Origin of the sequence: Bradyrhizobium sp. PUT101 (assembly GCF_052043945.1) — a bacterium.
Taxonomy (GTDB): Bacteria; Pseudomonadota; Alphaproteobacteria; order Rhizobiales; family Xanthobacteraceae; genus Bradyrhizobium.
Map to the genome: position 1 here is coordinate 918,605 of NZ_CP197207.1, position 24,407 is coordinate 943,011.

General features: G+C 64.8%; 20 protein-coding genes. 12 read left to right on the forward strand and 8 right to left on the reverse strand.

From position 1 onward, the window contains the following. Window positions 1-34 precede the first annotated feature (34 nt). The 3 genes from secG to ACSHT2_RS04470 all read right to left on the reverse strand — a co-directional run bounded on the left by secG (window position 35) and on the right by ACSHT2_RS04470 (window position 1,561). Window positions 35-418, reverse strand: a complete 384-nt coding sequence (gene secG / locus ACSHT2_RS04460; RefSeq protein WP_124158131.1) for a preprotein translocase subunit SecG — start codon at window positions 416-418, stop codon at window positions 35-37. A 151-nt stretch (window positions 419-569) separates the two neighbouring features. Continuing rightward, entirely contained in the window at window positions 570-1,328 is a 759-nt protein-coding gene (gene tpiA / locus ACSHT2_RS04465; protein ID WP_440642766.1) for a triose-phosphate isomerase, read from the reverse strand. 35 nt (window positions 1,329-1,363) lie between these two features. After that, complete coding sequence (locus ACSHT2_RS04470) at window positions 1,364-1,561, reverse strand: hypothetical protein (protein ID WP_440640547.1); 198 nt, start codon at window positions 1,559-1,561, stop codon at window positions 1,364-1,366. Window positions 1,562-1,605: 44 nt separating this feature from the next. Between ACSHT2_RS04470 and ACSHT2_RS04475 the strand changes: the two genes are divergently transcribed. The 5 genes from ACSHT2_RS04475 to ACSHT2_RS04495 all read left to right on the forward strand — a co-directional run bounded on the left by ACSHT2_RS04475 (window position 1,606) and on the right by ACSHT2_RS04495 (window position 8,785). Next, window positions 1,606-3,504: a SurA N-terminal domain-containing protein gene (locus tag ACSHT2_RS04475; protein WP_440640548.1), complete on the forward strand. Its 1,899-nt coding sequence runs from the start codon at window positions 1,606-1,608 to the stop codon at window positions 3,502-3,504. Between the two features lie 14 nt (window positions 3,505-3,518). After that, window positions 3,519-4,532 carry an anthranilate phosphoribosyltransferase gene (trpD, locus tag ACSHT2_RS04480; RefSeq protein WP_440640549.1) on the forward strand — a complete coding sequence of 338 codons (1,014 nt, stop codon included), beginning with the start codon at window positions 3,519-3,521 and terminating at the stop codon, window positions 4,530-4,532. A gap of 7 nt (window positions 4,533-4,539) precedes the next feature. Further along, window positions 4,540-5,349, forward strand: coding sequence for an indole-3-glycerol phosphate synthase TrpC (gene trpC, locus ACSHT2_RS04485; RefSeq protein ID WP_440640550.1), 810 nt, complete (start codon window positions 4,540-4,542; stop codon window positions 5,347-5,349). A 1-nt stretch (window position 5,350) separates the two neighbouring features. Further along, a complete protein-coding gene (moaC, locus tag ACSHT2_RS04490; RefSeq protein WP_440640551.1) occupies window positions 5,351-5,884 on the forward strand; it encodes a cyclic pyranopterin monophosphate synthase MoaC in 534 nt (177 codons plus the stop codon). A gap of 177 nt (window positions 5,885-6,061) precedes the next feature. Then, complete coding sequence (locus tag ACSHT2_RS04495; protein WP_440640552.1) at window positions 6,062-8,785, forward strand: bifunctional diguanylate cyclase/phosphodiesterase; 2,724 nt, start codon at window positions 6,062-6,064, stop codon at window positions 8,783-8,785. A 107-nt stretch (window positions 8,786-8,892) separates the two neighbouring features. Here the strand turns inward: ACSHT2_RS04495 and ACSHT2_RS04500 are convergent, their stop codons facing one another. Then, on the reverse strand, window positions 8,893-10,230 hold the full coding sequence (locus ACSHT2_RS04500) for a S41 family peptidase (protein WP_440640553.1): 1,338 nt from the start codon (window positions 10,228-10,230) through the stop codon (window positions 8,893-8,895). Between the two features lie 305 nt (window positions 10,231-10,535). On the opposite strand from ACSHT2_RS04500, the gene ACSHT2_RS04505 reads away from it, so the two are divergent. Beyond that, on the forward strand, window positions 10,536-11,669 hold the full coding sequence (locus ACSHT2_RS04505) for an alpha-hydroxy acid oxidase (RefSeq protein ID WP_440640554.1): 1,134 nt from the start codon (window positions 10,536-10,538) through the stop codon (window positions 11,667-11,669). Between the two features lie 29 nt (window positions 11,670-11,698). Continuing rightward, complete coding sequence (locus ACSHT2_RS04510) at window positions 11,699-12,322, forward strand: HAD-IA family hydrolase (RefSeq protein ID WP_440640555.1); 624 nt, start codon at window positions 11,699-11,701, stop codon at window positions 12,320-12,322. 115 nt (window positions 12,323-12,437) lie between these two features. Here ACSHT2_RS04510 and ACSHT2_RS04515 read toward each other — a convergent pair whose 3' ends face one another. Beyond that, window positions 12,438-15,629 carry an autotransporter outer membrane beta-barrel domain-containing protein gene (locus tag ACSHT2_RS04515; RefSeq protein ID WP_440640556.1) on the reverse strand — a complete coding sequence of 1,064 codons (3,192 nt, stop codon included), beginning with the start codon at window positions 15,627-15,629 and terminating at the stop codon, window positions 12,438-12,440. A gap of 145 nt (window positions 15,630-15,774) precedes the next feature. Here ACSHT2_RS04515 and ACSHT2_RS04520 point away from each other — a divergent pair, with 145 nt between their 5' ends. Then, the gene (locus ACSHT2_RS04520; RefSeq protein WP_440640557.1) at window positions 15,775-16,920 is read left to right on the forward strand and encodes a TIGR03032 family protein; all 1,146 of its coding nucleotides are present in this window, start codon (window positions 15,775-15,777) and stop codon (window positions 16,918-16,920) included. 6 nt (window positions 16,921-16,926) lie between these two features. Here ACSHT2_RS04520 and ACSHT2_RS04525 read toward each other — a convergent pair whose 3' ends face one another. Continuing rightward, on the reverse strand, window positions 16,927-17,706 hold the full coding sequence (locus ACSHT2_RS04525; protein WP_440640558.1) for an adenylyl-sulfate kinase: 780 nt from the start codon (window positions 17,704-17,706) through the stop codon (window positions 16,927-16,929). Window positions 17,707-18,019: 313 nt separating this feature from the next. Between ACSHT2_RS04525 and ACSHT2_RS04530 the strand changes: the two genes are divergently transcribed. The 4 genes from ACSHT2_RS04530 to ACSHT2_RS04545 all read left to right on the forward strand — a co-directional run bounded on the left by ACSHT2_RS04530 (window position 18,020) and on the right by ACSHT2_RS04545 (window position 21,516). Further along, entirely contained in the window at window positions 18,020-18,226 is a 207-nt protein-coding gene (locus ACSHT2_RS04530) for a hypothetical protein (RefSeq protein ID WP_440640559.1), read from the forward strand. Between the two features lie 208 nt (window positions 18,227-18,434). After that, the gene (locus ACSHT2_RS04535; RefSeq protein WP_440640560.1) at window positions 18,435-19,646 is read left to right on the forward strand and encodes a molybdopterin molybdotransferase MoeA; all 1,212 of its coding nucleotides are present in this window, start codon (window positions 18,435-18,437) and stop codon (window positions 19,644-19,646) included. A 176-nt stretch (window positions 19,647-19,822) separates the two neighbouring features. Then, window positions 19,823-20,524 carry a transcriptional repressor LexA gene (lexA, locus tag ACSHT2_RS04540; protein WP_239623807.1) on the forward strand — a complete coding sequence of 234 codons (702 nt, stop codon included), beginning with the start codon at window positions 19,823-19,825 and terminating at the stop codon, window positions 20,522-20,524. Between the two features lie 557 nt (window positions 20,525-21,081). Then, window positions 21,082-21,516 carry a hypothetical protein gene (locus tag ACSHT2_RS04545; protein WP_027574385.1) on the forward strand — a complete coding sequence of 145 codons (435 nt, stop codon included), beginning with the start codon at window positions 21,082-21,084 and terminating at the stop codon, window positions 21,514-21,516. Between the two features lie 127 nt (window positions 21,517-21,643). Here the strand turns inward: ACSHT2_RS04545 and ACSHT2_RS04550 are convergent, their stop codons facing one another. After that, window positions 21,644-23,923, reverse strand: a complete 2,280-nt coding sequence (locus ACSHT2_RS04550; RefSeq protein ID WP_440640561.1) for a ComEC/Rec2 family competence protein — start codon at window positions 23,921-23,923, stop codon at window positions 21,644-21,646. Window positions 23,924-24,019: 96 nt separating this feature from the next. After that, the gene (locus tag ACSHT2_RS04555; protein WP_035702353.1) at window positions 24,020-24,253 is read right to left on the reverse strand and encodes a DUF2171 domain-containing protein; all 234 of its coding nucleotides are present in this window, start codon (window positions 24,251-24,253) and stop codon (window positions 24,020-24,022) included. Window positions 24,254-24,407 lie beyond the last annotated feature (154 nt).

Below are 24,407 nucleotides of genomic sequence, written 5' to 3' on the forward strand. Positions count from 1 at the left end.
GACGGTAGCAGCCGGCCTGCATGGCCCCCCTGCTTTATTGCGAGCGCGGTACCTGCGGACCTGATGGCGCCTGGTTTTGCTGCTGCTCGTCGGCCTTCTTCAGCGAGTCCAGGATGCCGCCCGAGGTCGGCGGCGCGATCGGCGATCCGCCGGCCGGCTGGGTCTGCGACGGCTGGCCGATGATCGATGACGGCTTGCGGTCGTAGCCGGCGTACCAGGACAGGAACAGGCTGGTGAGGAAGAAGCCGACGGCCAGGATCGCGGTGGTCCGCGTCAGAAGATTCGCAGTGCCACGGCTCGACATGAAGCCGGCGCCTCCGCCCATGCCGAGCCCGCCGCCTTCCGACTTCTGGAGCAGGACGGTGCCGATCATGACGGCAACGATCATGAGGTGGATGACGATGACAACGGTCTGCATAGTATCCTTCACAAGCGGACGGCGCCTGACGGCGGCCGATCGCGCTTCGCGGGTTTTCCTGAAGTTGCGCGGTGTTACACGATCGGGAGGGGTATTGCCACCCCCGATCGGATCCGAACCAAGGGTTTGAACGAGCTGGGGCAGCGCTTAGTTAGTTAGGACAGCCTTTGGCGATCGCAAGGAAATCGGCCGCTTTCAGGCTGGCGCCGCCGACCAGCGCACCGTCGACGTTTTTCACCGCCATCAGCTCGGCCGCATTCGAGGGCTTCACCGATCCGCCGTAGAGGATGCGCATTCTGGCACCTTCGTCTTTGAACCGGGAGATCAGGAGTTCCCGGATAAAGCCATGAATCTGCTCGACATCCTTGGCTGTCGGCGTCAGCCCGGTGCCGATCGCCCAGACCGGCTCGTAGGCCACGACCAGATTTGCTGCGGTGGATCCGTCTGGCAGTGAGCCGTCGAGCTGGCCACGCAGGACGTCCAGGGTTTGCCCGGCATCGCGCTGGCCCTGCGTCTCGCCGATGCAGACGATCGCCGTCGCCCCGGCGCGCCAGGCGGCCTCGGCCTTCTGGCGGACCAGAGCATCGCCCTCGCCGTGGTCGGCGCGGCGCTCGGAATGGCCGACGATGATGGCGGTGGCACCCGCATCCACCAGCATTTCGGCGGCGACATCGCCGGTATGGGCGCCGGAGGCCTTGGGATGGCAGTCCTGGGCTCCTACCGCGACCTTCTTGCCCCGCACCTTGTCGGCGAAGGCGGCGACCAGGGTCGCCGGGGGGCAAACAAGCAGGTCGGCCTTGCCGGCCACTTCTGCCGCACCGTTGAGCATGGCGTCGAATTCGGCAGCCTGGGCCTTCAGGCCATTCATTTTCCAGTTGCCCGCGATCAGCGGTCGGATGGTGTCGGTCATGTCCAAGGTCCAGCAAAAAGAGGTTTGTGGATGCGCTAGCAGAGCTGTCGCGGCAGTTCCAGATTCTTGTTTTGACGCGTTTTCTTGAAGCGAACCGGGTCCACTTCGCTGGAAAACGCCTTGGGGCCTTTAACCGCAGTCTTGAGAGGCGGCGAGACGTGAGGTTGCGGGGGGAAAGCCGCCACTTTATGATGATTGATCAATTTGGTGACGCGCTTTTGCGGAATCTGCATTAAGACGCGCTCCGTTCCCCTCCTGACCAAACAAGTTGGACCAAATGCTTCGAGGAATGCGCAAGGCCTCATCAAACTGGCTCGGCAAGACCATTATGGCCGTGGTAATGGGCGTGTTGATCGTCAGTTTCGGCATTTGGGGCATCGCCGACATCTTCAAGGGCTTTGGACAGTCCACGGTGGCCAAGGTCGGCAGCACCGAGATTTCGCTTAACGAGTTCCGCCAGATCTACACCGACCGCCTGCAGCAGATCAGCCGCCAGTTCGGCCGTCCGTTGACGCCCGACCAGGCCCGCGCCTTCGGCCTCGATCGCCAGGTGCTCCAGCAGACCATCGCGGAGGCCGCCCTCGACGAAGAGGCGCGACGGCTCGGGCTCGGCCAGACCGACGACCAGATCCGCCAGGTCATCTTGAACGATCCCAACTTCAAGGGCGTCGGCGGCAATTTCGATGCGAACCGCTTCCAGGCCGTGATCCGCAATTTCGGCTATACCGAGCAGCGCTATGTCGCCGAGCAGCGCAAGGTGTCGCTGCGCCGCCAGATCACCGGCACGATCGGCGCTGGCATCGAGCCGCCGAAGACCATGATCGACGTACTGACGCGCTACCAGAACCAGCAGCGCGCCATTGAATTCGTCAAGCTCGACTCAGCTCAAGCCGGCCAGATCGACGCGCCCTCTCCTGAGGCCCTCGCCACCTATTTCGAGGATCACAAGGTCCAGTTCCGCGCGCCCGAATACCGCAAGATCGCCTTCGTCGTGGTCTCGCCGGAGGAGATCGGCAAATGGACCGAGGTCTCCGACGAGGACGCCAAGAAGGTGTTCGAGCAGCGCAAGGACCGGCTCGGCACGCCGGAGAAGCGTCAGATCCAGCAGATCGTGTTTCCGAACGTCGCCGAAGCGCAAGCCGCACGCGAGCGGCTCGCCGGCGGGCTGTCGTTCGAGGATCTCGGCAAGGAGCGCGGGCTGAGTGCCTCCGACGTCGACCTTGGGCTCGTGACCAAGTCGTCGCTCGATCCCGCGGTCGGCGACGCCGCCTTCGCACTTCCCGTCGGTGAGATCAGCCAGCCGATCAAGGGCGCTCTCGGCACCTCCATCGTCAGGGTCGACAAGATCGAGCCGGGCAAAGAGGCGGACTACGCCAGCCTTGCCGGCGACATCAAGCGCGAGATCGCGACCGAGCGCGCGCGCGTCAAGGTCGCCGATCTCCGCGACAAGATGGAAGACGAGCGCGGCGGCGGCTCCAGCGTGATCGACGCGGCGCAGAAGCTCGGCCTCACCGCCGTGACCATCGACGCCGTCGACCGTTCCGGCCGCGCCCCGAACGGCCAGCCGGTCGCCAATATCCCGCAGGGTCTCGACGTGGTGTCGCAGGCCTTCAATACCGACGTCGGGGTCGACAACGACGCAATCTCGTTCAAGGGCGGCTATGTCTGGTACGACGTGCTCGCCATCACGCCCTCGCGCGACCGCAATCTCGACGAGGTCCGTGATCAGGTCGAGGCGCGCTGGCGCCAGGACCAGATTGCGGCCAAGCTGAAGGCCAAGGCGACCGAGATGGTGCAGAAGCTCGAAGCAGGCGGCAAGCTCGCCGACGAGGCCGCCGCTGTCGGCGCCAAGGTGGAGACCGCAGCCGGCTTCAAGCGCGATGACTCGCCCGCCGGCGTGCCCGCCACCGTCGTGTCGGCCGCCTTCCGCACCGCCAAGGACGGCGTCGGACAGACGGCCGTGAGCGGCGGCAGCGAGGTGATCGTCTTCCGCGTCACCGACATTGTGGATCCCGCGGTCGACTTCGCCTCCGACGCGGTCAAGCAGCTGAAGGAGAGCCTCGACCGGGCCCAGACCGAGGAGCAGGTCGCCTCCTACGTCAACAAGCTTGAAACCGACATCGGGACCACCATTAATCAGGCCGCCTTCGCGCAGGTGACCGGCGCGAACCAGTGAGTTGAAAGCACGCGATGGACGACCTGAAATCGATCATTGGAAAAGTGGCGACCGGCGCCAGCCTGTCGCGTGATGAAGCCGCTTCCGCCTTCGACGCCATGATGTCGGGCGAGGCCACGCCCTCGCAGATGGGCGGACTGTTGATGGCGCTGCGCGTGCGCGGCGAGACCGTGGACGAGATCACTGGCGCCGTTTCCGCGATGCGCTCGAAGATGCTGACCGTGACAGCGCCGCCTGACGCCGTCGACATCGTCGGCACCGGCGGCGACGGCTCCGGCTCGGTCAACGTCTCGACCTGCGCGTCCTTCATCGTCTCGGGCGCCGGTGTGCCGGTCGCCAAGCACGGCAACCGCGCACTGTCGTCGCGCTCGGGCGCCGCCGACGTGCTGGCCTCGCTCGGGGTGAAGATCGACCTGAAGCCGGAGCAGGTCGGGCGCTGCGTGCGCGAATGCGGCATCGGCTTCATGTTTGCTCCCGCCCATCATCCCGCCATGAAGAACGTCGGCCCGACCCGGGTCGAGCTTGCCACGCGCACGATCTTCAACCTGCTCGGCCCCCTGTCCAACCCGGCCGGCGTGAAGCGGCAGATGGTCGGCGTGTTCTCGAGGCAATGGGTCCAGCCGCTCGCACAGGTGCTGAAGAACCTCGGCTCGGAATCCGCCTGGGTCGTGCACGGCTCCGATGGCCTCGACGAGATCACCCTCACCGGCCCGACCTTCGTCTCCGCGCTCCACAATGGCGAGATCCGGAATTTCGAGGTGACGCCTGAGGAGGCCGGACTGTCGCTTTGCGAGGCCGGCGCGCTCCGGGGCGGTGACGCCGATGCCAATGCGATCGCGCTGCAAAGCGTGCTCGACGGCAAGCCGAGTCCCTATCGCGACGTGGCGCTGATCAACGCCGCCGCAGCGCTGATCGTGGCGGGCCGCGCCAAGGACCTCAAGGAAGGCGTCGCGATCGGCGCCCGCTCGATCGACAGCGGCGCGGCCAACGCGAAGCTGAAGCACCTGGTCACAATCTCCAACAGCTGAATTGCGCATGTCCGACATTCTGGCCAAGATCGAGACCTATAAGCGCGAGGAGATCGCGGCGGCGAAGCGTACGCGGCCCTTGTCGGCGGTGGAGGCGCAAGCCAAGGCCGCTTCCGCGCCCCGTGGTTTCCTGCGTGCGATCAAGAGCAAGCTTGCCAGTGGCGACTACGCGCTGATCGCCGAGATCAAGAAGGCCTCGCCCTCCAAGGGTCTCATCCGCGCCGATTTCGACCCGCCGGCACTCGCAAAAGCCTATGAGGCGGGCGGCGCGGCGTGCCTGTCGGTGTTGACGGACACGCCCTCGTTCCAGGGCCATCTCGACTTCTTGGTGGCGGCGCGCGCGGCAACGTCGCTGCCGGTGCTGCGCAAGGATTTCATGTTCGACACGTATCAAGTGGTCGAAGCGCGCGCGCACGGCGCCGACTGCATCCTGATCATCATGGCGGCGCTCGACGATGCCGCCGCGAGGGATATCGAAGACGCCGCCATCGCCTATGGCATGGACGTGCTGATCGAGATCCATGACCGCGCCGAGCTCGAACGGGCGCTGAAGCTGCGGTCGCCCATGATCGGCGTCAACAACCGCAACCTGCGCACCTTCGAGACGACGCTTGCGACCAGCGAGGCGCTGGCGCCGCTGATCCCTCAGGACCGGCTGATGGTCGGCGAGAGCGGCATCTTCACGCCAGAAGATCTCGCCCGGCTCGAGCGCGCCGGCATATCGACGTTCCTCGTCGGTGAAAGCCTGATGCGGCAGGCCGACGTCACTGCGGCGACACGCGCGCTGCTCGCGCGCAACACGACAGGCACGCGCTGATATGGCGCGCAAGCCAGCCAAGACGAAGCCGGCCAAGACGAAGCCAGCCAAATCCAAGTCCGGCCCCGCCCTCACCCATATCGGCGCTTCCGGCGAGGCGCGGATGGTCGACGTCTCGGACAAGCCCGCGACCGAGCGGCTTGCTGTCGCGGAAGGCCGCGTCATCATGACCAGGGCGACGCTCGACCTGATCGTGTCCGGCAACGCCAAGAAAGGCGACGTGCTCGGCACCGCGCGCATCGCCGGCATCATGGCCGCCAAGCGGACATCGGAGCTGATCCCGCTCTGCCATCCGCTCGCGCTGTCGAAGGTGACGGTCGACATCGAGCCTGACGCGAAATTGCCGGGCTGCCTCGTTCGGGCCAGCGTGAAGGTGACGGGCCCGACCGGCGTCGAGATGGAGGCCCTCACGGCCGTCTCGATCGCCTGCCTCACCATCTACGACATGATCAAGGCGGTCGAGCGCGGCGTGCGCATCGAAGGCATCCACCTGGTCGAGAAGCTCGGCGGCAAGTCCGGCCACTACAGCGCCTGAGACGCGCTTGCTTCGGCGAACGGCCTCTCGCGCGGCACGCATCAATTGCATTTGTGCGCGGCCCTTCATGTTGCGTTAACCGCGCTTCCTAACTTTACCTCCACACCGTTTCCGTAAACCAACGGGTGTTTCCGGGGTCAAGAATTGATCCTGAGGTGTGCCCGGCAATGATCCAGCATGATGACGAAACTCGGCAGTCGCCTCTTTGACCAGGCCTTCGTGCGCGGCGGACCGATCCGCTGGCTGGTGGTGGGCGGCACGCTGCTGATCGCGGCCATCGCCATAGGCTCGGTCCTGATGGCGCAGAATTTCCGCGAGCGGGCGCTGCGCAACTCCGGCCGCGAGCTGGAAAACACCGTGCTGCTGCTCGCTCACCATTTCGATCAGCAATTGCAGGATTTCGCGGTCATCCAGAAGGATTTCGTCGACCACGTCCGCTCGAGCGGAATCATGACCGGGGAAGATTATCGCAAGCGCCTCTCGGGCGAGGACGTCCACCAGATGCTGCGGTCGAAGATCGAGGCGCTGCCCTACATCGGAGGCGTCAACGTCGTCGATGCCGAAGGCAATCTGATCAATACGTCGAGGGCATGGCCGGCTCCAAGAGTGAACGTTGCCGATCGCGCCTACTTCCGCACCTTCAAATACGATCCCTATTCACCGGATGTCCTGATCGAGCCGCTGCATAGCCGCGTCTCCGGCGCATGGACGATCCTTGTGGCCCGGAAGATCGTCGGGCCAAGCGGCGAGTTCCTCGGTGTCGTCGGACGTGGGATCGAGCCCGCCAACTTTGAAAAATTCTTCGCCTCCGTCGTGCTCGGCGAAGGCGCGACGATCTCGATGCTGCATCGCGACGGCACGCTGCTCGCCCGTTATCCCCATTCCAGCGAATTGATGGGACGCAATTTCAAGACCGGTTCGTTCGCCAATCAGAGGGTTTTCGGCCTCGATCACTTCGCCGGCCGTTTCACGAGCCCCGTCGACGGCGAGGACCGGCTGATCTCCGCGCGTGCCCTGCCGCACTTCCCTATCCTGATGATGGCCTCCACGACGCGGGCGGCGGCCCTGGCGGACTGGCGCGAGCAGATCGGAATCCTGATCTCGGTCGCCGTCTCTTCCGCGCTCGCCATCGCAGGCGTGCTGATTGCGATCGTGCGCAAGCTGCTGGAGCAGCACCGCCTTTCGCGGGAACGGCTGACTCTGGAGAAGCAGCGGCTCGACCGCGCCGTCAACAACATGACGCAGGGCCTCTTGCTGTTCGACGCCGAGCAGCGGCTCGTGGTCTGCAACCAGCGCTACATCGAAATGTACGGGTTGTCGGCCGAGGTCGTGAAGCCCGGCTCCAGCTTCCACGACATCATCGCCCATCGCAAGGCGACCGGCTCGTTCACCGGCGACGTCGACGCTTACGTCGGGCTCGTGCTGAAGGACATCCATGTGCGCAATTCCATGGTGGTCGATACCTCCGACGGCCGCTCGATCCACGTCCTCAACGAACCGCTCGCGGATGGCGGCTGGGTCGCGACCCATGAGGACATCACGGAGCGACGTCGTATCGAGGAGCGCATCACCCACCTCGCCCATTACGATGCGCTGACCGACCTGCCCAACCGCACCATGTTCCACGAGCATCTGCGCGAAGCGCTGGCCGCGGTCGGCGACGGCGAACAGATCGCGGTGCATTACATCGACATCGACGAGTTCAAGGGCGTCAACGACGCGCTCGGCCATCTCGTCGGCGACGAGCTGTTGAAATCGGTAGCCGCGAGCCTCCACCGCTGTGCAGGGCCGGCGGACTTTGTGGCGCGACTCGGCGGCGACGAATTCGCCATCGTACAGAGCGCGGTGACGTCGCTGGACCAAGTCAACGAGCTCGTCGCTCGGGTCTTCGACGCCATCCGCACGCCGTTCGATTGCATGGGCCATCATCTCACCACCGATGCCAGTATCGGCATTGCGCTTGCGCCGGAACACGGCACGGTGCTGGACCAGATCCTCAAGAACGCGGACATGGCGATGTACGCGGCCAAGGCCGCCGGACGCCGCACCTACCGCTTCTTCGAGCCGGAGATGGACGCCAGGGTCCGCGAGCGCCGCCAGCTCGAGAGCGACCTGCGCCACGCCATCGCCCAAGGGGGGTTCGAAGGCGGGCTCGAGGTCTATTACCAGCCGTGCCTCAGCCTGAAGGACAACCGCATCACCGGCTGCGAGGCATTGGTGCGCTGGCGCCATCCCGAGCGAGGCATGGTCTCGCCGGCGGAGTTCATCCCGATCGCCGAAGACACCGGCCTGATCAACGAGATCGGCGAATGGGTGCTGGCAACTGCCTGCCGGGACGCAGCCGCCTGGCCCGACGACATCCGCCTCGCCGTCAACGTCTCGCCGGTGCAGTTCAAGAGCGGCACGCTGGCGCTGAAGATCATGGCGGCGCTCGCCGCGTCGAACCTGCCGGCGAGCCGGCTCGAGCTCGAGATCACCGAGGCGGTCCTGATCCGCGACGATGATGCCGCGCTCGCGATCCTGCACCAGCTCCGTGCCATCGGCGTGCGCATCGCGCTCGACGATTTCGGCACCGGCTACTCATCCCTGAGCTATCTGCACCGCTTCCCCTTCGACAAGATCAAGATCGACCGCTGTTTCGTCGACGACATCGCCCGCCCCGACGGGTCCGCCAGCATCGTTCAGGCCGTCGTCAACCTGGCGGCCGCCCGCCGCATGACCACCACGGCCGAGGGCGTCGAGACCGAGGAGCAGCAGCGCCTGCTTCGCGCGCTCGGCTGTTCCGAGATGCAGGGCTATCTGTTCAGCGCCGCCAGGCCAGCTGACAAGATGCTGGAGCTGTTCGCGCTGCATCGCAGCCGGCGCGAAGACAGCGAGAGCCGCCGCCGCGAGGCCGGTTAGGCCTTCCGCCGCGATGGAGGGGATGACTCCGAGAGCGCCCCTAAAAAAGCATTCGCCCGGAAGCGGTCATCCGCTCCCGGGCGATTCATGCCTGGAGGTCGTAAGGTCTAGTTCGGCACCGAGGCCTTCGACGCGGGCTTCGAGGCGACGGCATTCGCGGTCACGCCGTGGAGGAAGTCGTAGGCCGCATGCAGGGCCTTGTCGTCCTTCTCTTCCGGCGGGACATAGGACTGCGATCCGGTCTGCTCGGTGCCGTCGGGAGCCGACAGATGGCCGCGCATCTGGGATTCCGCCATGGTGTCCATCCGGCCCTTCAGCTCAGGCGGCACGTCCTGGAGGATCTCGATGTCGGGCGCGATGCCCTGAGCCTGGATCGAGCGGCCCGACGGCGTGTAGTAGCGCGCCGTGGTCAGCGCCAGCGCGCCGTTGCCGGAGCCGAGCGGAATGATGGTCTGCACCGAGCCCTTGCCGAACGAGCGCGTGCCGATCAGCGTCGCGCGCTTGTGGTCGTGCAGCGCGCCGGCCACGATCTCCGAGGCCGAGGCCGATCCGCCATTGATCAGGACCACGAGCGGTTTGCCCCTGGTGAGATCGCCGCCATGCGCGGTGAAACGCTGAGTCTCGTCCGGATTGCGGCCGCGGGTCGAGACGACCTCGCCGCGCTGCAGGAAGGCGCTCGACACCGACACGGCCTGATCGAGCAGTCCGCCCGGATTGTTGCGCAGATCCATCACGTAACCTGCGAGCTTCTCCGCCGGGACCTGCTTGGAGATCGATGCGATCGCCTTCTTCAGGCCGTCGGTGGTCTGTTCGTTGAAGGAGGTGACGCGGATATAGCCGATGTCGCCGTTCTCGACGTGGAAGCGCACGGGCCGCACATGGATGATCTCGCGCGTGATCGCGACGTCGAGCGGCGCGTCCGCGCCCTTGCGCACGATGGTGAGCTTGGTCTTGGTATCGACAGGACCCTTCATCTTGTTGACGGCCTGTTCGAGCGTCATGCCCTGCACGGCCTCGCCGTCGATCTTGCTGATGAGGTCGCCGGACATGATGCCGGCCTTGGATGCCGGCGTGTCGTCGATCGGCGAGACCACCTTGACGAGGCCCTCCTCCATCGTGACCTCGATGCCGAGCCCGCCGAACTCGCCGGAGGTGGTCTCCTGCATCTCGGTCCAGGCCTTGGCGTTCATGTAGCGCGAGTGCGGATCGAGCGAGGTCACCATCCCGGTGATCGCGCCCTCGATCAGCTTGGCGTTGTCGGGCTTCTCGACATAGCTGGCCTTGACCCGCTCGAACACCGCGCCGAACAAATTGAGCTGGGAATAGGCATCATCCGCGCTCGCTGCCGCCCGTGCCGCCCATACTCCACCGTGCGGGCTGGCTACCAGAAGGGTCAGACACGCTCCGGTGAGCGCGCCGAGGGGGAACAGCAGGGTTTTCCGCATGGATGAGGTAGCCTTTTGCTTGGCGGTTCTCTTTGGGTTGGGAGCGCCATAGAAATGGCGGTCCAGCCCGCTTCTCACAATACCATTCCGGTTTCTTCAAGGCCGGGATGCCACGCTGGCGGGTATACCAAAGAAATCCCTTCGCCTTGGACTAAACTTTTGGCAACGTTCCGAAACTGTTTCGCGCAAAGCGGGAAACCGGTCGGGCCGACCATGCCTCGCAGCTATGCGATTTTAGAATGGTTTTCGAGGGCCGGACGCGATAGGCGATGGCGATAAGACTTCAAATTCTCGGGAGGACAACAATGAACGAAGCGCCCCGCATCCGGCCTGAAAGGAACGTCGAACTCGGCGCCAGCAACGAGACGTTCCAGAACCTGCACGAATTCATCCGCAAAGCGCGCGCCAACCTGAACCAGAATGCCTGGGACTACATCGTCGGCGCGGCCGAGACCGAGACCACGATGCGCCGCAACCGCATGGCGCTGGACGAGATCGCCTTCCGCCCGCGCGTGCTGCGCGATGTCCGCAAGGTCGACGGAGGGGTCAATCAATTCGGCCGTAGGATGCGCCTGCCGGTGGTGCTCGCCCCGGTCGGCGCCCTCGAGATCTTCGATCCGGATGGCGCGGCAAGCGTGGCACGCGCCGCCGGCACTTTCGGTGCGGCGCACATGCTGAGCTCGGTGTCCGAGCCAGGACTGGAGAAGACCGCCGAAGCCGCGCCCGACGCGCTGCGTCTCTATCAGCTTTATGTCCGCGGCGACGATGCCTTCGTCGCCGATGTCGTCAGCCGGGCCGAGAAGAACGCCTATGCCGCCTTCTGCCTGACCGTCGACACCGCCCATTACAGCCGTCGTGAACGCGACATCGCCAAGCGCTACGTTCGCGAGAGCCGTCTGCGCGCCACCGGCGGCGATTTCCAGAAGGGCCTGGAGTGGCGGACCGTGAAGATGATCAAGGACAAGTTCAAAATACCGCTGATCCTCAAGGGCATTGCCACGGCAGAGGACGCGCTGATCGCGCTCGATCACGGCGTTGAGTGGATTTACGTCTCCAACCATGGCGGCCGCCAGCTCGACCACGGCCGCGGCGCCATGCATGTGCTGCCCGAGATTGTCGATGCCGTGAAGGGCCGCGCCAAGATCATGGTCGACGGCGGCTTCGGCCGCGGCACCGATATCGTCAAGGCGATCGCGGCGGGCGCGGACCTCGTCGGCATCGGCCGGCTGCAGTGCTGGGCGCTGGCGGCGGCAGGCGAAGCCGGTGTCGCACGGATGCTGGAGCTGCTCGAGGACGAGGTGCTGCGCTGCCTTGGCCTCCTGGGCGCCACCTCATTCGCCGAGGTCGACAAATCCTGCCTGCATCCGGCGACCGCCACCAACGCGCCTAGCGTGTTCAGCGCGTTCCCGCTGTTCGACCATGAGCCCTATCGCTACTGACTTGCCGATACTGAAGTGAAAAGGACGCAATGACATCGCTCTCTCCCGGCGGCGCGGATGCGCTTCTGTTCGACCTCGGGCGCGTGGTGCTCGATATCGACTTCTCCAAGGCGATCGCCTGCTGGGCGGGACATGCCGGCTGCCAGCCCGAGGCCATCGTCGCGCGCTATGTGCGCGACGAGGCCTACCGGCTGCACGAGATGGGCAAGATCAGCGACGAGGACTATTTCGCCTCGCTGCGTGCTTCACTCGGAATCGGCATCTCGGACGCGCAGTTCCTGGAAGGCTGGAATGCGATCTTCGCCGGGGAGATGCCCGACATCGCCGAGCTGTTGCCGCGCGCGGCAAAGCAGATGCCGCTCTATGCGTTCTCCAACACCAATCGGCCGCACGTGGACTATTTCTCGAAGGAATATGCCGGCGTGCTCGGCCATTTCCGCGAGCTGTATCTGTCGTCCAGCATCGGCCTGCGCAAACCGGACGCGGAGGCGTTCGACCACGTCGTCGCCGCGATCGGCGTGCCGGCCGGTCGCATCGTGTTCTTCGACGACCTCGCGGAGAACATCGAGGGCGCGCGGGCGCGAGGCTTGAACGCCGTGCACGTGACGTCGCCCGGCGACGTCGGGAACGCATTGAGGGCGCTTGGCATCTGAATTAGGCGGCGACGACCGGTAGCTTGGGGGCGCGACCGAAGATTGTCCTAGACCTGCTCCCGCTTTGTCGGAGTTCGTCGGCAGCACCTGAAGCAGGATTCGTTGAACGGCCCGCTTAGAACCGCCACATCAGATTTGCCTTGATCGCGTGATCAGTCACCCGATCCGAGAGCTGCCCGACGTAAGAGAGGCCAATGGTCGCAGTCGGGCTGAAGTGCACGTTTAGGCCCGCTTCGACGAGGGCGGCGTTCCGTGCGAGCGAATTGCCGCTAATGTTGAATCCGGCACCGCCGCTGGCAAAGGCCATGGCCATGACCGGCGCAATGTCGCCGAAGGCGCGGCGCCAGCCGAGCATGCCAAAAGTCGTGATCGTCGCGCGATCGGCGAGCGCATAAGTGATTGCGGCCCGTGCCCCCAACGTCGTGAAGACCGCATCATTCGACTGTCCGTTTGCAGTGAGCACCGCCGCGCCGCCGCTTTCCGTAAAGCCATTGGTGTGGACGTTCACATAGGCAGCGTTCGCAAACGGCTCGATAGCAGCACGGCCGGCAAAAAAGCTCGCGCCAATTTCGCCGAACACCTGCGCGGTGCGAGCCGCGAAGCTGGCCGTCGCCGTATCGCTGAAGATGGAGGCGCAGCACCCTTCCCCGCCTGCAAAGGCTATGCTGCGGCTCGTCTCCACGTCGTGCCACGTATGGACCACGCCGGCCCGCAATCCGAGGGCGCCGAATTGGCCACCGCCATAGAGACCGAAATGGTAACTATCGACCGTTCCGGACGACATCCGCTCGTCGGCTTGAAGCCAGGAGCGCGCATAACCACTGGCAACGCCGAACCGCCACATTTCGCCGACATTCGCATCGAACCCGGTCATGAAACCGCCGACCGAGCGCGAAAGCGCGGACGCGTTGCCGTCACCCGCATTACGCCCCCAGGCGCCGATGGTTTGAGCCCACCCCGCGACAACGTTCTCCGCAGGCATAGCCGTTTTCTTGGCTCCGAAGCCAAGTGCGGGATGATCGTTCGTCGTCCTGGCGTACGCCAACACCGGACCGCCGGGAGTGAGACTCGCAAGCGGATTGAAACTGCCGCCATAGGATTGTCGCAGCCGCCCAAGCAGCGCGTCGCGGACATGGCGCGAATCGTCGAGCACCATGCCGACGGCGCTGGCATGAACCTCTCCCGAAAGCAGGTCAAACGCGGTGCGGGCCTGCTCTGCGCTGCCGAGTACGATCACGTCATAAATCGGATTGCCCACGCCGAGTCCTTCAACGGCGCCGCCCGTAGCAATCTGGTTCGGAGTCTGCCCGACGCCCGCGAACGTCAGCCCCGTGCTTGTGATCTGCAGGTACACATTGTTCGCATCGTAGCTGAGACAGGCACAGAGGAAGTCGGATGCGAAGTTCGAGCCTGAGAATGCTCCGCTCAACCCGCCGGTAGCGGTGAGGATGACATACGTCGTATTCCTCGGATAGCTTCCGGCGCCGGCGATGACGTGTGCGGTGCCGGCGAGTGCGGCGGTCCCGGTCACGTTCGTGCGATCGCTGGACGCAGGGGAAATTTCCACCTGGTACGTGGAGTTGGGCGTGAAACTCAGAGTGCCCTGAACGTTAAGTGTGGCAATCGCAGGTCCGGGGGAGAGTATACCGCCATTGATCGCTGTGGCCGGCAAGGTCCCCGTTCCGCCCAGCGTACTGCCGCTGTTTGCTGTAACGCCGCTCGATGATGCAATGGAGCCGTCCACCAGCAGCGTTCCTGCATTGATGGTGGTGGCGCCCGTGTAGGTGCTGATCCCGGTTAGCCTTTCCGTGCCGCCGTTCAGCGTCAACCCGCCTGAGCCCGAGATTGCGCCGCCGAAGGTCCCGGAGGCGCTCGACAGTGTCAGGGTCTGATTGCCGAGCGTAACCGCGCTGCCGGCCACACCTGAGAGCGACGCGATCGTTCCCCCCGCCACTGCGCCAGAGATGTCCAGCACGCTGGTGGCGCCGTTCAGGGTGACAATCGAATTGGAGATGTTGCCGGTGCCGACCAGCGCCAGCGTTCCGCCGTTCACGCTGAAGTCGGTGTTGGGCATCGTCGCCTGGATGGAGAGCAAGCCCGCATTTACGGTCCAGTCGGAGATCCCGGTGTTGGTGCCCGTCAGGGTCCATTGGCTTGCGCCGACCTTCTCGAAGATCTCGAAATCCCGATATTGCGCGGCCGAGCCGATCCGCGAGACATCGAAGCTCCCGGTGCCAGTCCCCCCCAACGCAAGCGTATCGGTGCCCGGTCCGGCGAAGACGGTGCCGTTGATCACCGCGGTCGGATGCAATTCCAGCCGGTCAGCCAGCGCCGATCCTTGATGGAAGCGGACTGCGCCGCCCGTCCCGCCGTTCAGTGTGCCGGCGACCGTAAGATTGGTGGCTCCGTTAGCGGAAGCAAAAGTGGACGTGTCGACGGCATAACCAGTGCCGTTGGAGGTCACACTGCTCCCCGATCCGACGTTGATCGCAATGGAACCGCCGGCGCCTGTTCTGGCGTAAATGGCCGTATTTCCCGTGACGTCGCCATTGACGGTAATATTCAATGCACCGGCGCCGTCGCTCCGCGCGGATATGCCAATTTCTTGCCCGCTGACAGTTGTGCCGGCCGCCGTTGTCACAACGACGTCTGCGGTCCCGCGCGCAAGGATGCCGACGTCTGTTCCCGTCGTGCCACTGGCTGCGACATCCCCATTGGCGGTCACAGTTGTCGTGCCGGTGCCGTAGTTGCGGCTCAAGATGCCGTATCGCAATCCGCTCACGGTGGTCCCGACTCCCGTCGTCACGCTAAGGTCGGTTCCCGAACTCACGGCAACGATTCCGCGCGACAGCGAAGCCACGCCGGTGCCGGTGCTGATGACATCTCCATTGGCCGTGATCGACAGCGCTCCGCTACCGAAGTTTCGGCCGCGAATGCCGTAGTTGCGGGCGGTGACGGCACCGTTGGTGTTGATGGTAATGCTGCCCGGGCCGGCGGCATTGGATACGTTCAACCCATTGCCTGAGGTCGCGGTCAGGGCCGAGAAATTCGTGTCCGTGTAAAAGAGATCGCCGGATCCGGTAATGGCCAGGGCATTGGACGACACGGTCGTGACTCTGAAGCCGGGCAGCGTCGAGACATTGGCATTGGCAGCCGAGACCGACTGGGCCGTGCTGGCGCCGGAGCATAGGAAGTTCGATCCGCCGGCCGGAACACAGGCGGCGTACGCGCGGCGGCCATAACCGATGACCGCGCTGGCGAGCATCGAGGAGGACAAGATCAGATGACGCAATGACCGTTCGGCCAATAAGGCCTCCAGCAAATGCAGGTTCCAACCCACCTAAATCGCGCTACCTGCGTTTTTACACAGTAACGACCTCCCGCGCTAGTAGTCAGCCCGGTCGGGGGAGACCCGGCTTGGTGTTTCCGCAAGAACTCGGCTAGTGTTGACGTTGTCCAGGAGCATCACAGGCAACGAAGTGATCGAGCAACCTGCCGATCGACTGCGCACAGACGCCGCCGCGGAGCACGGCGGCAATGCGGTCAAGTATTCGATGTCGCCTGGGCTGCCGGCCTTTCTTGGTTCAGAGCGCATCGCACTCGCCGTTTCGTCCTATCAATCAGGCAAGTTCTATCTGATCGGGCAGAACGTCGATGGCGGGCTTCTGGTGCATGAGCGTTTTTTTCACAAGGCGATGGGGATCTGCGTCGCGGATCGAGACACCCTTCTTCTCGCCACACTGTTCCAGATCGTCAAGTTCAGGAACGTGCTCGAGCGCGAGCAGACAATCAACGATCTGCATGACGCGTGCTACGTCCCGCGTGAACTATTCATCACCGGCGAGCTCGACGTTCACGACATCGGCTTGACGAAGGATGGCGGCATTGTCTTCGTCAATACGCTCTATAACTGCCTTGCCACGACATCCGAGCGGCACAGCTTCACGCCATTGTGGAAGCCTTCCTTCATTTCGAAGATCGTCAAAGAGGACCGGTGCCACTTGAACGGACTCGCCATGGAAGCCGGCGTGCCGCGCTACGTGACGGCGGTCAGTAGATCCGACACCGTCGATGGCTGGCGCGACCGGCGCGCCAATGGCGGCATCGTCATCGACGTGCAGTCCGGTGCCGTCGTTCTCGGAGGCCTCTCAATGCCCCATTCTCCGCGCATGTATAGCGGCCGATTGTGGTTGCTGAACTCCGGAACCGGCGAGATCGGCTGGATCGAGCGCGGCGCCCTGGCGGAAGATGGGCGATTTCGGGTGCTCGCCTTCTGCCCGGGTTTCGTGCGCGGGCTCGCCTTCCATGGCAGGTACGCATTCGTGGGACTGTCAAAACCACGCTACGAGCGCTTTGAAGGGCTGGCCCTCGACCGCAGACTCGCCGAGGCCGATTCGGAGCCGTGGTGCGGGGTGCAGATCATCGATCTCGATACGGGTGCGTGCGTTCATTGGTTCCGTATCGATGGATCTGTGACGGAACTCTACGATCTCGGCGTGGTCCCGGATGTGGTGCGGCCGATGGCGCTCGGCTTCACCTCCGACGAGATTCTGAACCTCATCACTCACGATCCGCTCGAGACCGACGGCAGCGCTTGACGACGATTATCGGGGCATCGGCGCTGCACTCATCCGACGCAGGTCCGTGGCGGAGATATCTTCCGTTGCCTCGTCGAGCACGATGCGTTCGACTGCGTAACCAACGTCGCGGCCGTAATAGACATTGGTAATGTTGGGCATCGGCAGGACAATGAAGCGGCCTACATGGGCCGACAGCGCAGCTTCGATCCGTTGCTTCACCGCGAAGAACGATAGCGGGTTTTTCTGATCGATTCCGTGCGTATCGCGAACAGCGATGCACACCTGGCCGACACGACGCAGGCCCTCTTCGATCAGGCGCTGATGGCCAAGGTGAAACGGCTGATAGCGGCCGATGAACAGCGCGGTCGGCAGTTGTGGATCAAATGCCGGTCGCAGGCGTGCCAACACTTGCTCCGCCCAATATCGAACAGTGCCATCCGCATTGACGCGCACATCAAAATGGCTGGGCGGTGTAAACATACGATTGGTGTCTGCGAATCGGCTCTCCTGAATGCGATCAATCCAAACTGTGAAAGTAGAACCAAATGCAGCCCGCGTTTCCTCCGTCGGGCAAATGAAGTCCGCGATCGCCGTTCCTCCCGCTTCGACTACCCGGTCACACATCCAGCTCATGCGGCGGGCATGTTCAACGCGATCTTCGTGACTAAAGCCGAGGTCTCTCGATACGTTGGCCCTAACCGAGTCCGCATTGAAAACAACTGCATTGAGTAGCGGCGCCAGAGTATTGGCGAGCGTCGTCTTACCCGCGCCCGGAAGCCCCATGATGAGAATTTTTCGTGTCATGGGCCGCTCCTCGCTTCAAGAGAACGTATGCCGTAAAGCTTACACCAGCTTGGCTGTGGAGCCCCAACGGGCTGTCGGTTTGAACGCCGTGCACGTGATGTCGCCCGGCGACGTCGGGAACGCATTGAGGGCGCTTGGCATCTGACGCCAACGGGCTCCAGCGAGAGGCCGCAGCACCCTCGGTTCCCGGAACTCAATTTGCAGAAGATGAGGAACCCAACACCTCTGTGCATTTTTGTACGAAGTTCCGGGAACGGAATACCACCTTTCGGACTCATGAGTCCGTTGGGACCTCTACATCGGACTGATCGACGTGCTGGGCAAAAGCTATCTCACCAGGCAAGCCTCTCTCCTGCTTGAATTCGCCAGAACCACCTCGGATTCTGACCTTTCCGCCAAGCTGATCAGCAAGGCGGCCGACCTGAAGTCCCTGGCCGATCCGCTGCCCGACAAGGATCCGGATCCCAGAGCTCCCGACGTCGCACCGGACGTCGGTCCGAGCGATCCGGCAGGACGTTGACCGATGTTGGCCGTGGCGCTCGTCACTCTCGTCCTCGCCATGGCTATCCTCGTGCCGGTCTGTCTCGCCTTCCGGATCATGCCGCGGCGGACTTGAGCTCCCTGCACCACGACGGAAATCGCGCCGGATAAATCATCCTGCGTGCTGCTTTGCCTCGCGCCTGCACTCGGCTAGAACTCTCGCCACCCATTTGCAGGAGTTTCCGCCCGTGGCCCTCATGCCCGTTTCTGACGCGCTAGCCGCGGTGCTGGCGGGTGCAGAGCCGCTGCCTGAAGAGATGGTTTCCCTCGATGAGGCCTACCATCGCGTGCTCGCCCGCGACGTCGCGGCGCGGCGCACGCAGCCACCGGAGGCCATGTCGGCGATGGACGGCTATGCGGTGCGCGCCGCCGATGCGGCAACGGTCGATTCCAGGCTCGCGGTCACCGGCGAGGTCGCGGCGGGTCGACCGTTCGCGGGAAGGGTTGGGCCCGGCGAAGCCGTGCGGATCTTCACCGGCGGCGTCGTTCCCGACGGCGCCGATGCGGTGGTGATCCAGGAGGACACCGTCGCGGAAGGCAAGCTCATCACGATCAAGGAAGCGGCGATTCCCGGGCGGCACATCCGCCCCGCCGGCATCGACTTCCGCGAGGGAGACGTGCTGCTCCGCAAGGGAAGCCGTCTCACGGAGCGCGATCTCGCGCTGGCCGCCGGGATGAACCACCCGCATCTCGCCGTCTTCCGCCGTCCGAGGGTCGCGATCCTCGCCACCGGCGACGAATTGGTGATGCCGGGCACCACGCCAGGTCACGGCCAGATCGTCTATTCCAACGGCTATGCCCTGCACGCGCTCGCCCGCAGCGAGGGCGCCGAGACCATCGACCTCGGCGTTGCCGCCGATACGCTGGAGGCCACCTCCGCCGGCATCCGTCGCGCCCGGGAGAGCGGCGCCGACATCCTGATCACGACCGGTGGTGCGTCGGTCGGCGACCACGATCTGGTCCAGCAGGCGCTCAAGGACGAAGGCATCTCGATGGCGTTCTGGAAGATCGCGATTCGGCCCGGCAAGCCGATGATGCACGGACGGCTCGGCGCAATGCGCGTGATCGGCCTGCCCGGCAATCCCGTGTCGTCTTACGTGTGCGCCTTCCTGTTCATGGTGCCGCTGATTCGCGCCATGTCGGGCCGCTCAGTGATCCATCATCACCGCGAGCGCGCCGTGCTGGGCCGCGATCTCGGTGCCAACGACCAGCGCGAGGATTATCTGCGTGCGCGCCTGGAACAGCGTGACGACGGCACGCTCGTCGCCCTTCCCGTCAGCCATCAGGACTCCTCTCTGCTTGCGAATCTCGCTGCAGCACAGGTACTTCTCGTGCGCGCACCGTTCGCGCCGAGGGCCGAGGCCGGCACGCCTTGCGAGGTGCTGCGGCTCCCCGCCTGAGCTGCGCGGCCACACGCATTCCGCGAGCCTCGTCCTGTTCACCATAAATTAAGCAGTTGCGGAACACATATCGAACATATAGTGTCCGTTCATGATTTGTTTCGAGGATGTAGCGGCTTATCGCTGACATCATCATCTCGGAATCAAACGACATCAACCGGGGGACTTTGGTCGAGATGTTGACGCGCAAACAGTACGAGCTTCTACGGTTCATCAGCGAACGTCTGAAGGAAAGCGGCGTGCCGCCCTCCTTCGACGAGATGAAGGATGCGCTCGACCTGCGCTCGAAGTCAGGCATCCATCGCCTGATTACCGCGCTCGAGGAGCGCGGCTTCATCCGCCGCCTGCCCAACCGCGCCCGCGCCATCGAGGTGATCAAGCTGCCCGAGCTCCAGGCCGCCGCCGGCAGCCGCCGCGGCTTCACCCCGAGCGTCATCGAAGGCAATCTCGGCAAGGTGCGCACGACCTCCAGCCCGCCTGTGGACGAGGGCGAGCGTCCCGTCGCAGTGCCCGTAATGGGCCGCATCGCGGCCGGCACGCCGATCGAGGCGTTGCAGACGCGCAGCCACACCATCAGCGTGCCGCCTGACATGCTCGGCTCGGGCGAGCACTACGCACTCGAAGTGCGCGGCGACTCCATGGTCGAGGCCGGCATCCTCGACGGCGACATGGCGCTGATCCAGCGCAACGAGAGCGCCGATACCGGCGACATCGTGGTGGCGCTGATCGACGACGAGGAGGCCACGCTCAAGCGCTTCCGCCGCCGTGGCGCCTCGATCGCGCTCGAGCCCGCCAATGCCGCCTACGAAGTCCGCATTCTTCCGCCGAACCGCGTGAAGATTCAGGGCAAGCTGATCGGGCTGTACCGGAAGTACTGAGCGGTCCTGCGGTCGTTCGACACCTATTGGAGCGGATCATTCTCCGCTCCGGCTGGATCGTCTTTCCGGTTCTGCTCAGACTATCCGGCCCCTCCTCCGGCGCGACATCCTCGACACGCCGCGCAGCAGAATCGCCTCGCGGCCTGAGAGTTCGAGGAGACGTCATGCGCCAGATCGTTTCATGGACGATCGTCACGGCGCTGATCGCAGCATCAGCGCCGCAGGCCGTTGCCACACAATCGCACCGCCAGATGCGAACGGAATGGGCGGCCAGCGAGCATACCCGCAACGTGCGAAATGCAATTGCACAGCCTCTGCAATCGGGCTGGCAATATTCGCGTCGGTCGGCAGCCGCGGGGCGCTGACGCACGCGCCTTCCGAATACGCATGCATCGGCTTTGTTCCTATCGAGTCAGGGAAAGATAATGTGATCGCGGCTTGCGGACGCAGCCGCAGATTTGCCTACAACCAAGCAGAGCGTTGCGTGCTTCCACCCTGATAGAGGCCAGCGCCTCCAAAGGAGGTGCGGGTCGCTATCTTCGCATGAGGAGCACCCGATGTGTGACTACAGCCTGCATGCCGTCGCGACACGCCCCGCCGAAGTCGGCGAGACGATCGTCACGACAACCTTCCGCGGCACCTCGACGCGTGGCTTCGCCTCCGAAGCCGATCTCTCCGTCGCGGTCTGCTTGCTGCCGGGAACGGAGCTCGCTTTCGCCGACAACGTCCGTTACGACAATCGCTGGATCTGGACGCGCACCGTGAACTCCCGCGTCGGCAAGTTCGGCAAGATCGACCCGCACATTCCCGATCGCCATCATGACGCGATCGAATTTCCCGACGGCAAATACGTGCTGGTGACACAGCTCGTCGAAGGCCAGCGCGCGACCGTGCTGCAACTGCCGGTGACCCAACCGGTTGGCGAACGCGAGCACAAGCCGCAGATCGTCGCCGACACGCGGTCCACGATCACGCGCCTGCCGATCGGCTGACGTCGTCGTCGCCCCCGGCCGATGGTCGTGGGCCAGGAATGAAATGCCATCGCCGGCCGAGGCCGGCGAGATGGTATGGTTTGCGTCCTGCGAAATCCCGCCCGATCGACCTCCCCCGCATCGCTCCTCAATCGTCCGCCTGCAAGTCCGTCTCCGATGGCGTTGCGTCCCGGTTGCGGGGCACGGCCGTCTTCGGCGCAAGGCTGCCGTCGAAATTCCCCTCGCCGGCGCCGGCCGGCAGCCAGGGGCGGCTTGTGCCTCTCGCCCTCACCGCCTGAACCGAGAAGCCGTCACCGCTCTGCGTCAGAGCCAGCGCGCCCTGACTGGCGAGCCGCGGCCGATCGACAATCATCGCCGCACAATCAGGCGGCGCGGGCCGTGCCGTCACCACCAGCGCGGCGCGGGTGCAATCGTCAGCCAGCGCGTCGATGCGCAAAGCCAACGCGACCAACCGTCCGTCCGCGAGCGGCGTCACGCAGCCGGCCTCGTCACACGACACCCCGTTGGCCAACGAGGCGTTGCCGGCGTCGCGCGGATCGGCATCGGCAGCCAACCATTCCCTCAGCAGGAAGCCATCCTTGCTCGCGCGGATCACATGCAGCTGCCCGTCCCTGCCCCGCACGGCGACGCTCGCGCCGTCCCCGGCAATCAGGATATCGGGCTGCCGCACTGACAGCCCCGAGAGGATGGCCGCAAGCAGCACCAGGGCACCGGACCAGCGCAGGGGTGTGCGCAACAGCCCCATCACGATGATCCCGAGGCTCGCCGCGATCAGCGGCGCGATCCCGAACGCGGGAATGCGGCCGACTGCGCCCGGCAGTGCCGCCACCCAGCGCGAGACCGCGACCATCCAGTCAATGCCGATCCCCATCAGCCACCAGAACGCGCCGTCGAGTCCGAATGGGGCTGCGAGCAACCCCAACAGCCCCGCCGGCATCACCAGCGCCGAGACCACCGGCATCGCGCCGAGATTGGCCAGCACGCCGTACGGCGTCACGCGGTGAAAGTGGAAGGCGGCATAGGGCGTGGTCGCAAGCCCCGCGATCAGCGAGGCCAGGAACAGCATCGCGATCTCGCGGCCGCCCCACAGCGCGATGCGCGCCGTTGCGGAATGATCGGGCGATGCGAGCAGGTTCGGCATGCCGATCTGCACCAGCGCCACCAGCCCGAGCGTTGCCGCAAAGGACATCTGGAAACTCGGATGCACCAGCGCCTCGGGCGCGACGGCGAGCACGATCAGCGCGGCCACCGCCAGCGTCCGGAACGTGATGGCGCGGCGGTCCACCATCACGGCGATCAATACCACCGCCGTCATGAGGAACGATCTCTGTGTCGCGACCTCCGCGCCGGACAGCAGCAGATAGAACGCAGCCGCAACCAGCGCCGCGGCTGCCGACCATTTCTTGATGGCAAAGCCGGCCGCCAGCCCCGGGACCAGAGCGAGGAGCGCGCGAACCGCGAAGAACACGACACCGGCGACGACCGCCATGTGATAGCCGGAGATCGACAGCACATGGCCGAGCCCTGAGACGAACATCGCATCGTTGACGGGCGCGGTGATCGCGTCGCGCCGCCCCGTCAGCAGCGCGGTCGCGATCGCGCGATTGTCGCCTTCGAGCGTCGCACGGATGCGGGCATCGATCGCATCGCGCAGGCCCTGCATGAAAGCCGCATAGCCCAGCCGCAAGCCGACGGCATCCGGCGGCGGTGCGGCCGTGATCGCGCCCATCACGAAGCCGGAGGCGCCGATGCCCTGGAAGAACATGTCGCGCGAGAAATCGTAGCTGCCGGGGCGCACAGGCGAGATCGGCGGCAGCAGCCGCGCCTTCAATTGCACGAAGCTGCCGACCTCCGGTGCCGTCCCCTTGCGCACCGAAAGACGCACGCGCTCGAGCTTGACGTCGCTGCGCTGCGCCTCCATCGCGCTGACGCGCAGCACGAAACGATCGGTGCGCTCGCGGATGTCGCGCGCCTCCACGAAACCGGACAGCGACACCGAATAGAGCGGCTTGGCCAGCACGGTATGGGCGATGCGCGCCGTCTTCCAGGTCGCGACGGCAAAACCGGCCGCGACCGCCGCGATCATGATCACGGGAGCAAACAGCCGGCGCCGTCGCAGCAGGACCGCACCCAGCATGAGCGCGACAGCCGTTGCGACAACGACCCACAGCACCGGCTCATGATCGGCGGCGAAATACAGCGCGATGCCCGTGCCGAAAGCGACGGGTACCCAAGGCAGCAACCGCCCGGCGCCGGCCTCGGCGCGAGCCCATTCGCGCAGCGTTTCGACGATTGCCGGCCAGACGCCAAAGCCCGCCGGCGCAAAGCCGCCCGCCGGTGCGGCGCGGCCGACCGGCCACGTCCCCGCAACTCCCTGGGAGCGCACTGGCCGGCCCGGCTCCGCCATTCCCCTGCACCTTACGATACGCGACGGGTGCGGAGGCTACCGGAACGTGCGACTGTGCGAATAGCGGTACAGATCAGGAACAGGCGGCGGAGCGCCCTACTTTTCCTCTTCCATCGTCACCGCGACCGAGGCCTTGGCCGACAGCCGGACCTTGTTGCCTTCGACGTCGGCAACGAGGCCCTTGTCGATGAAATGATGGTGACCCTTGTGGCTGCCCTCGCCGCTGTCCTTCCTGGTCAGCTTGATGCGGTTGCCCTCGACACGATCGACGGTGCCGACATGGACGCCGTCGGCGCCGATGACTTCCATATGCTCTGTGATGTTCTGCATGGCGGGATCCTTGGTTGGAGCCACCTCAACGCGCGGAGAGAGCTTCGGTTCGTATTCTTCTGTCATTCCGGGGCGCGCCACCTGGCGCGAGCCCGGAATCCATACTCACGCTGGTGGTTATGGATTCCGGGCTCGCGACTTTGTCGCGCCCCGG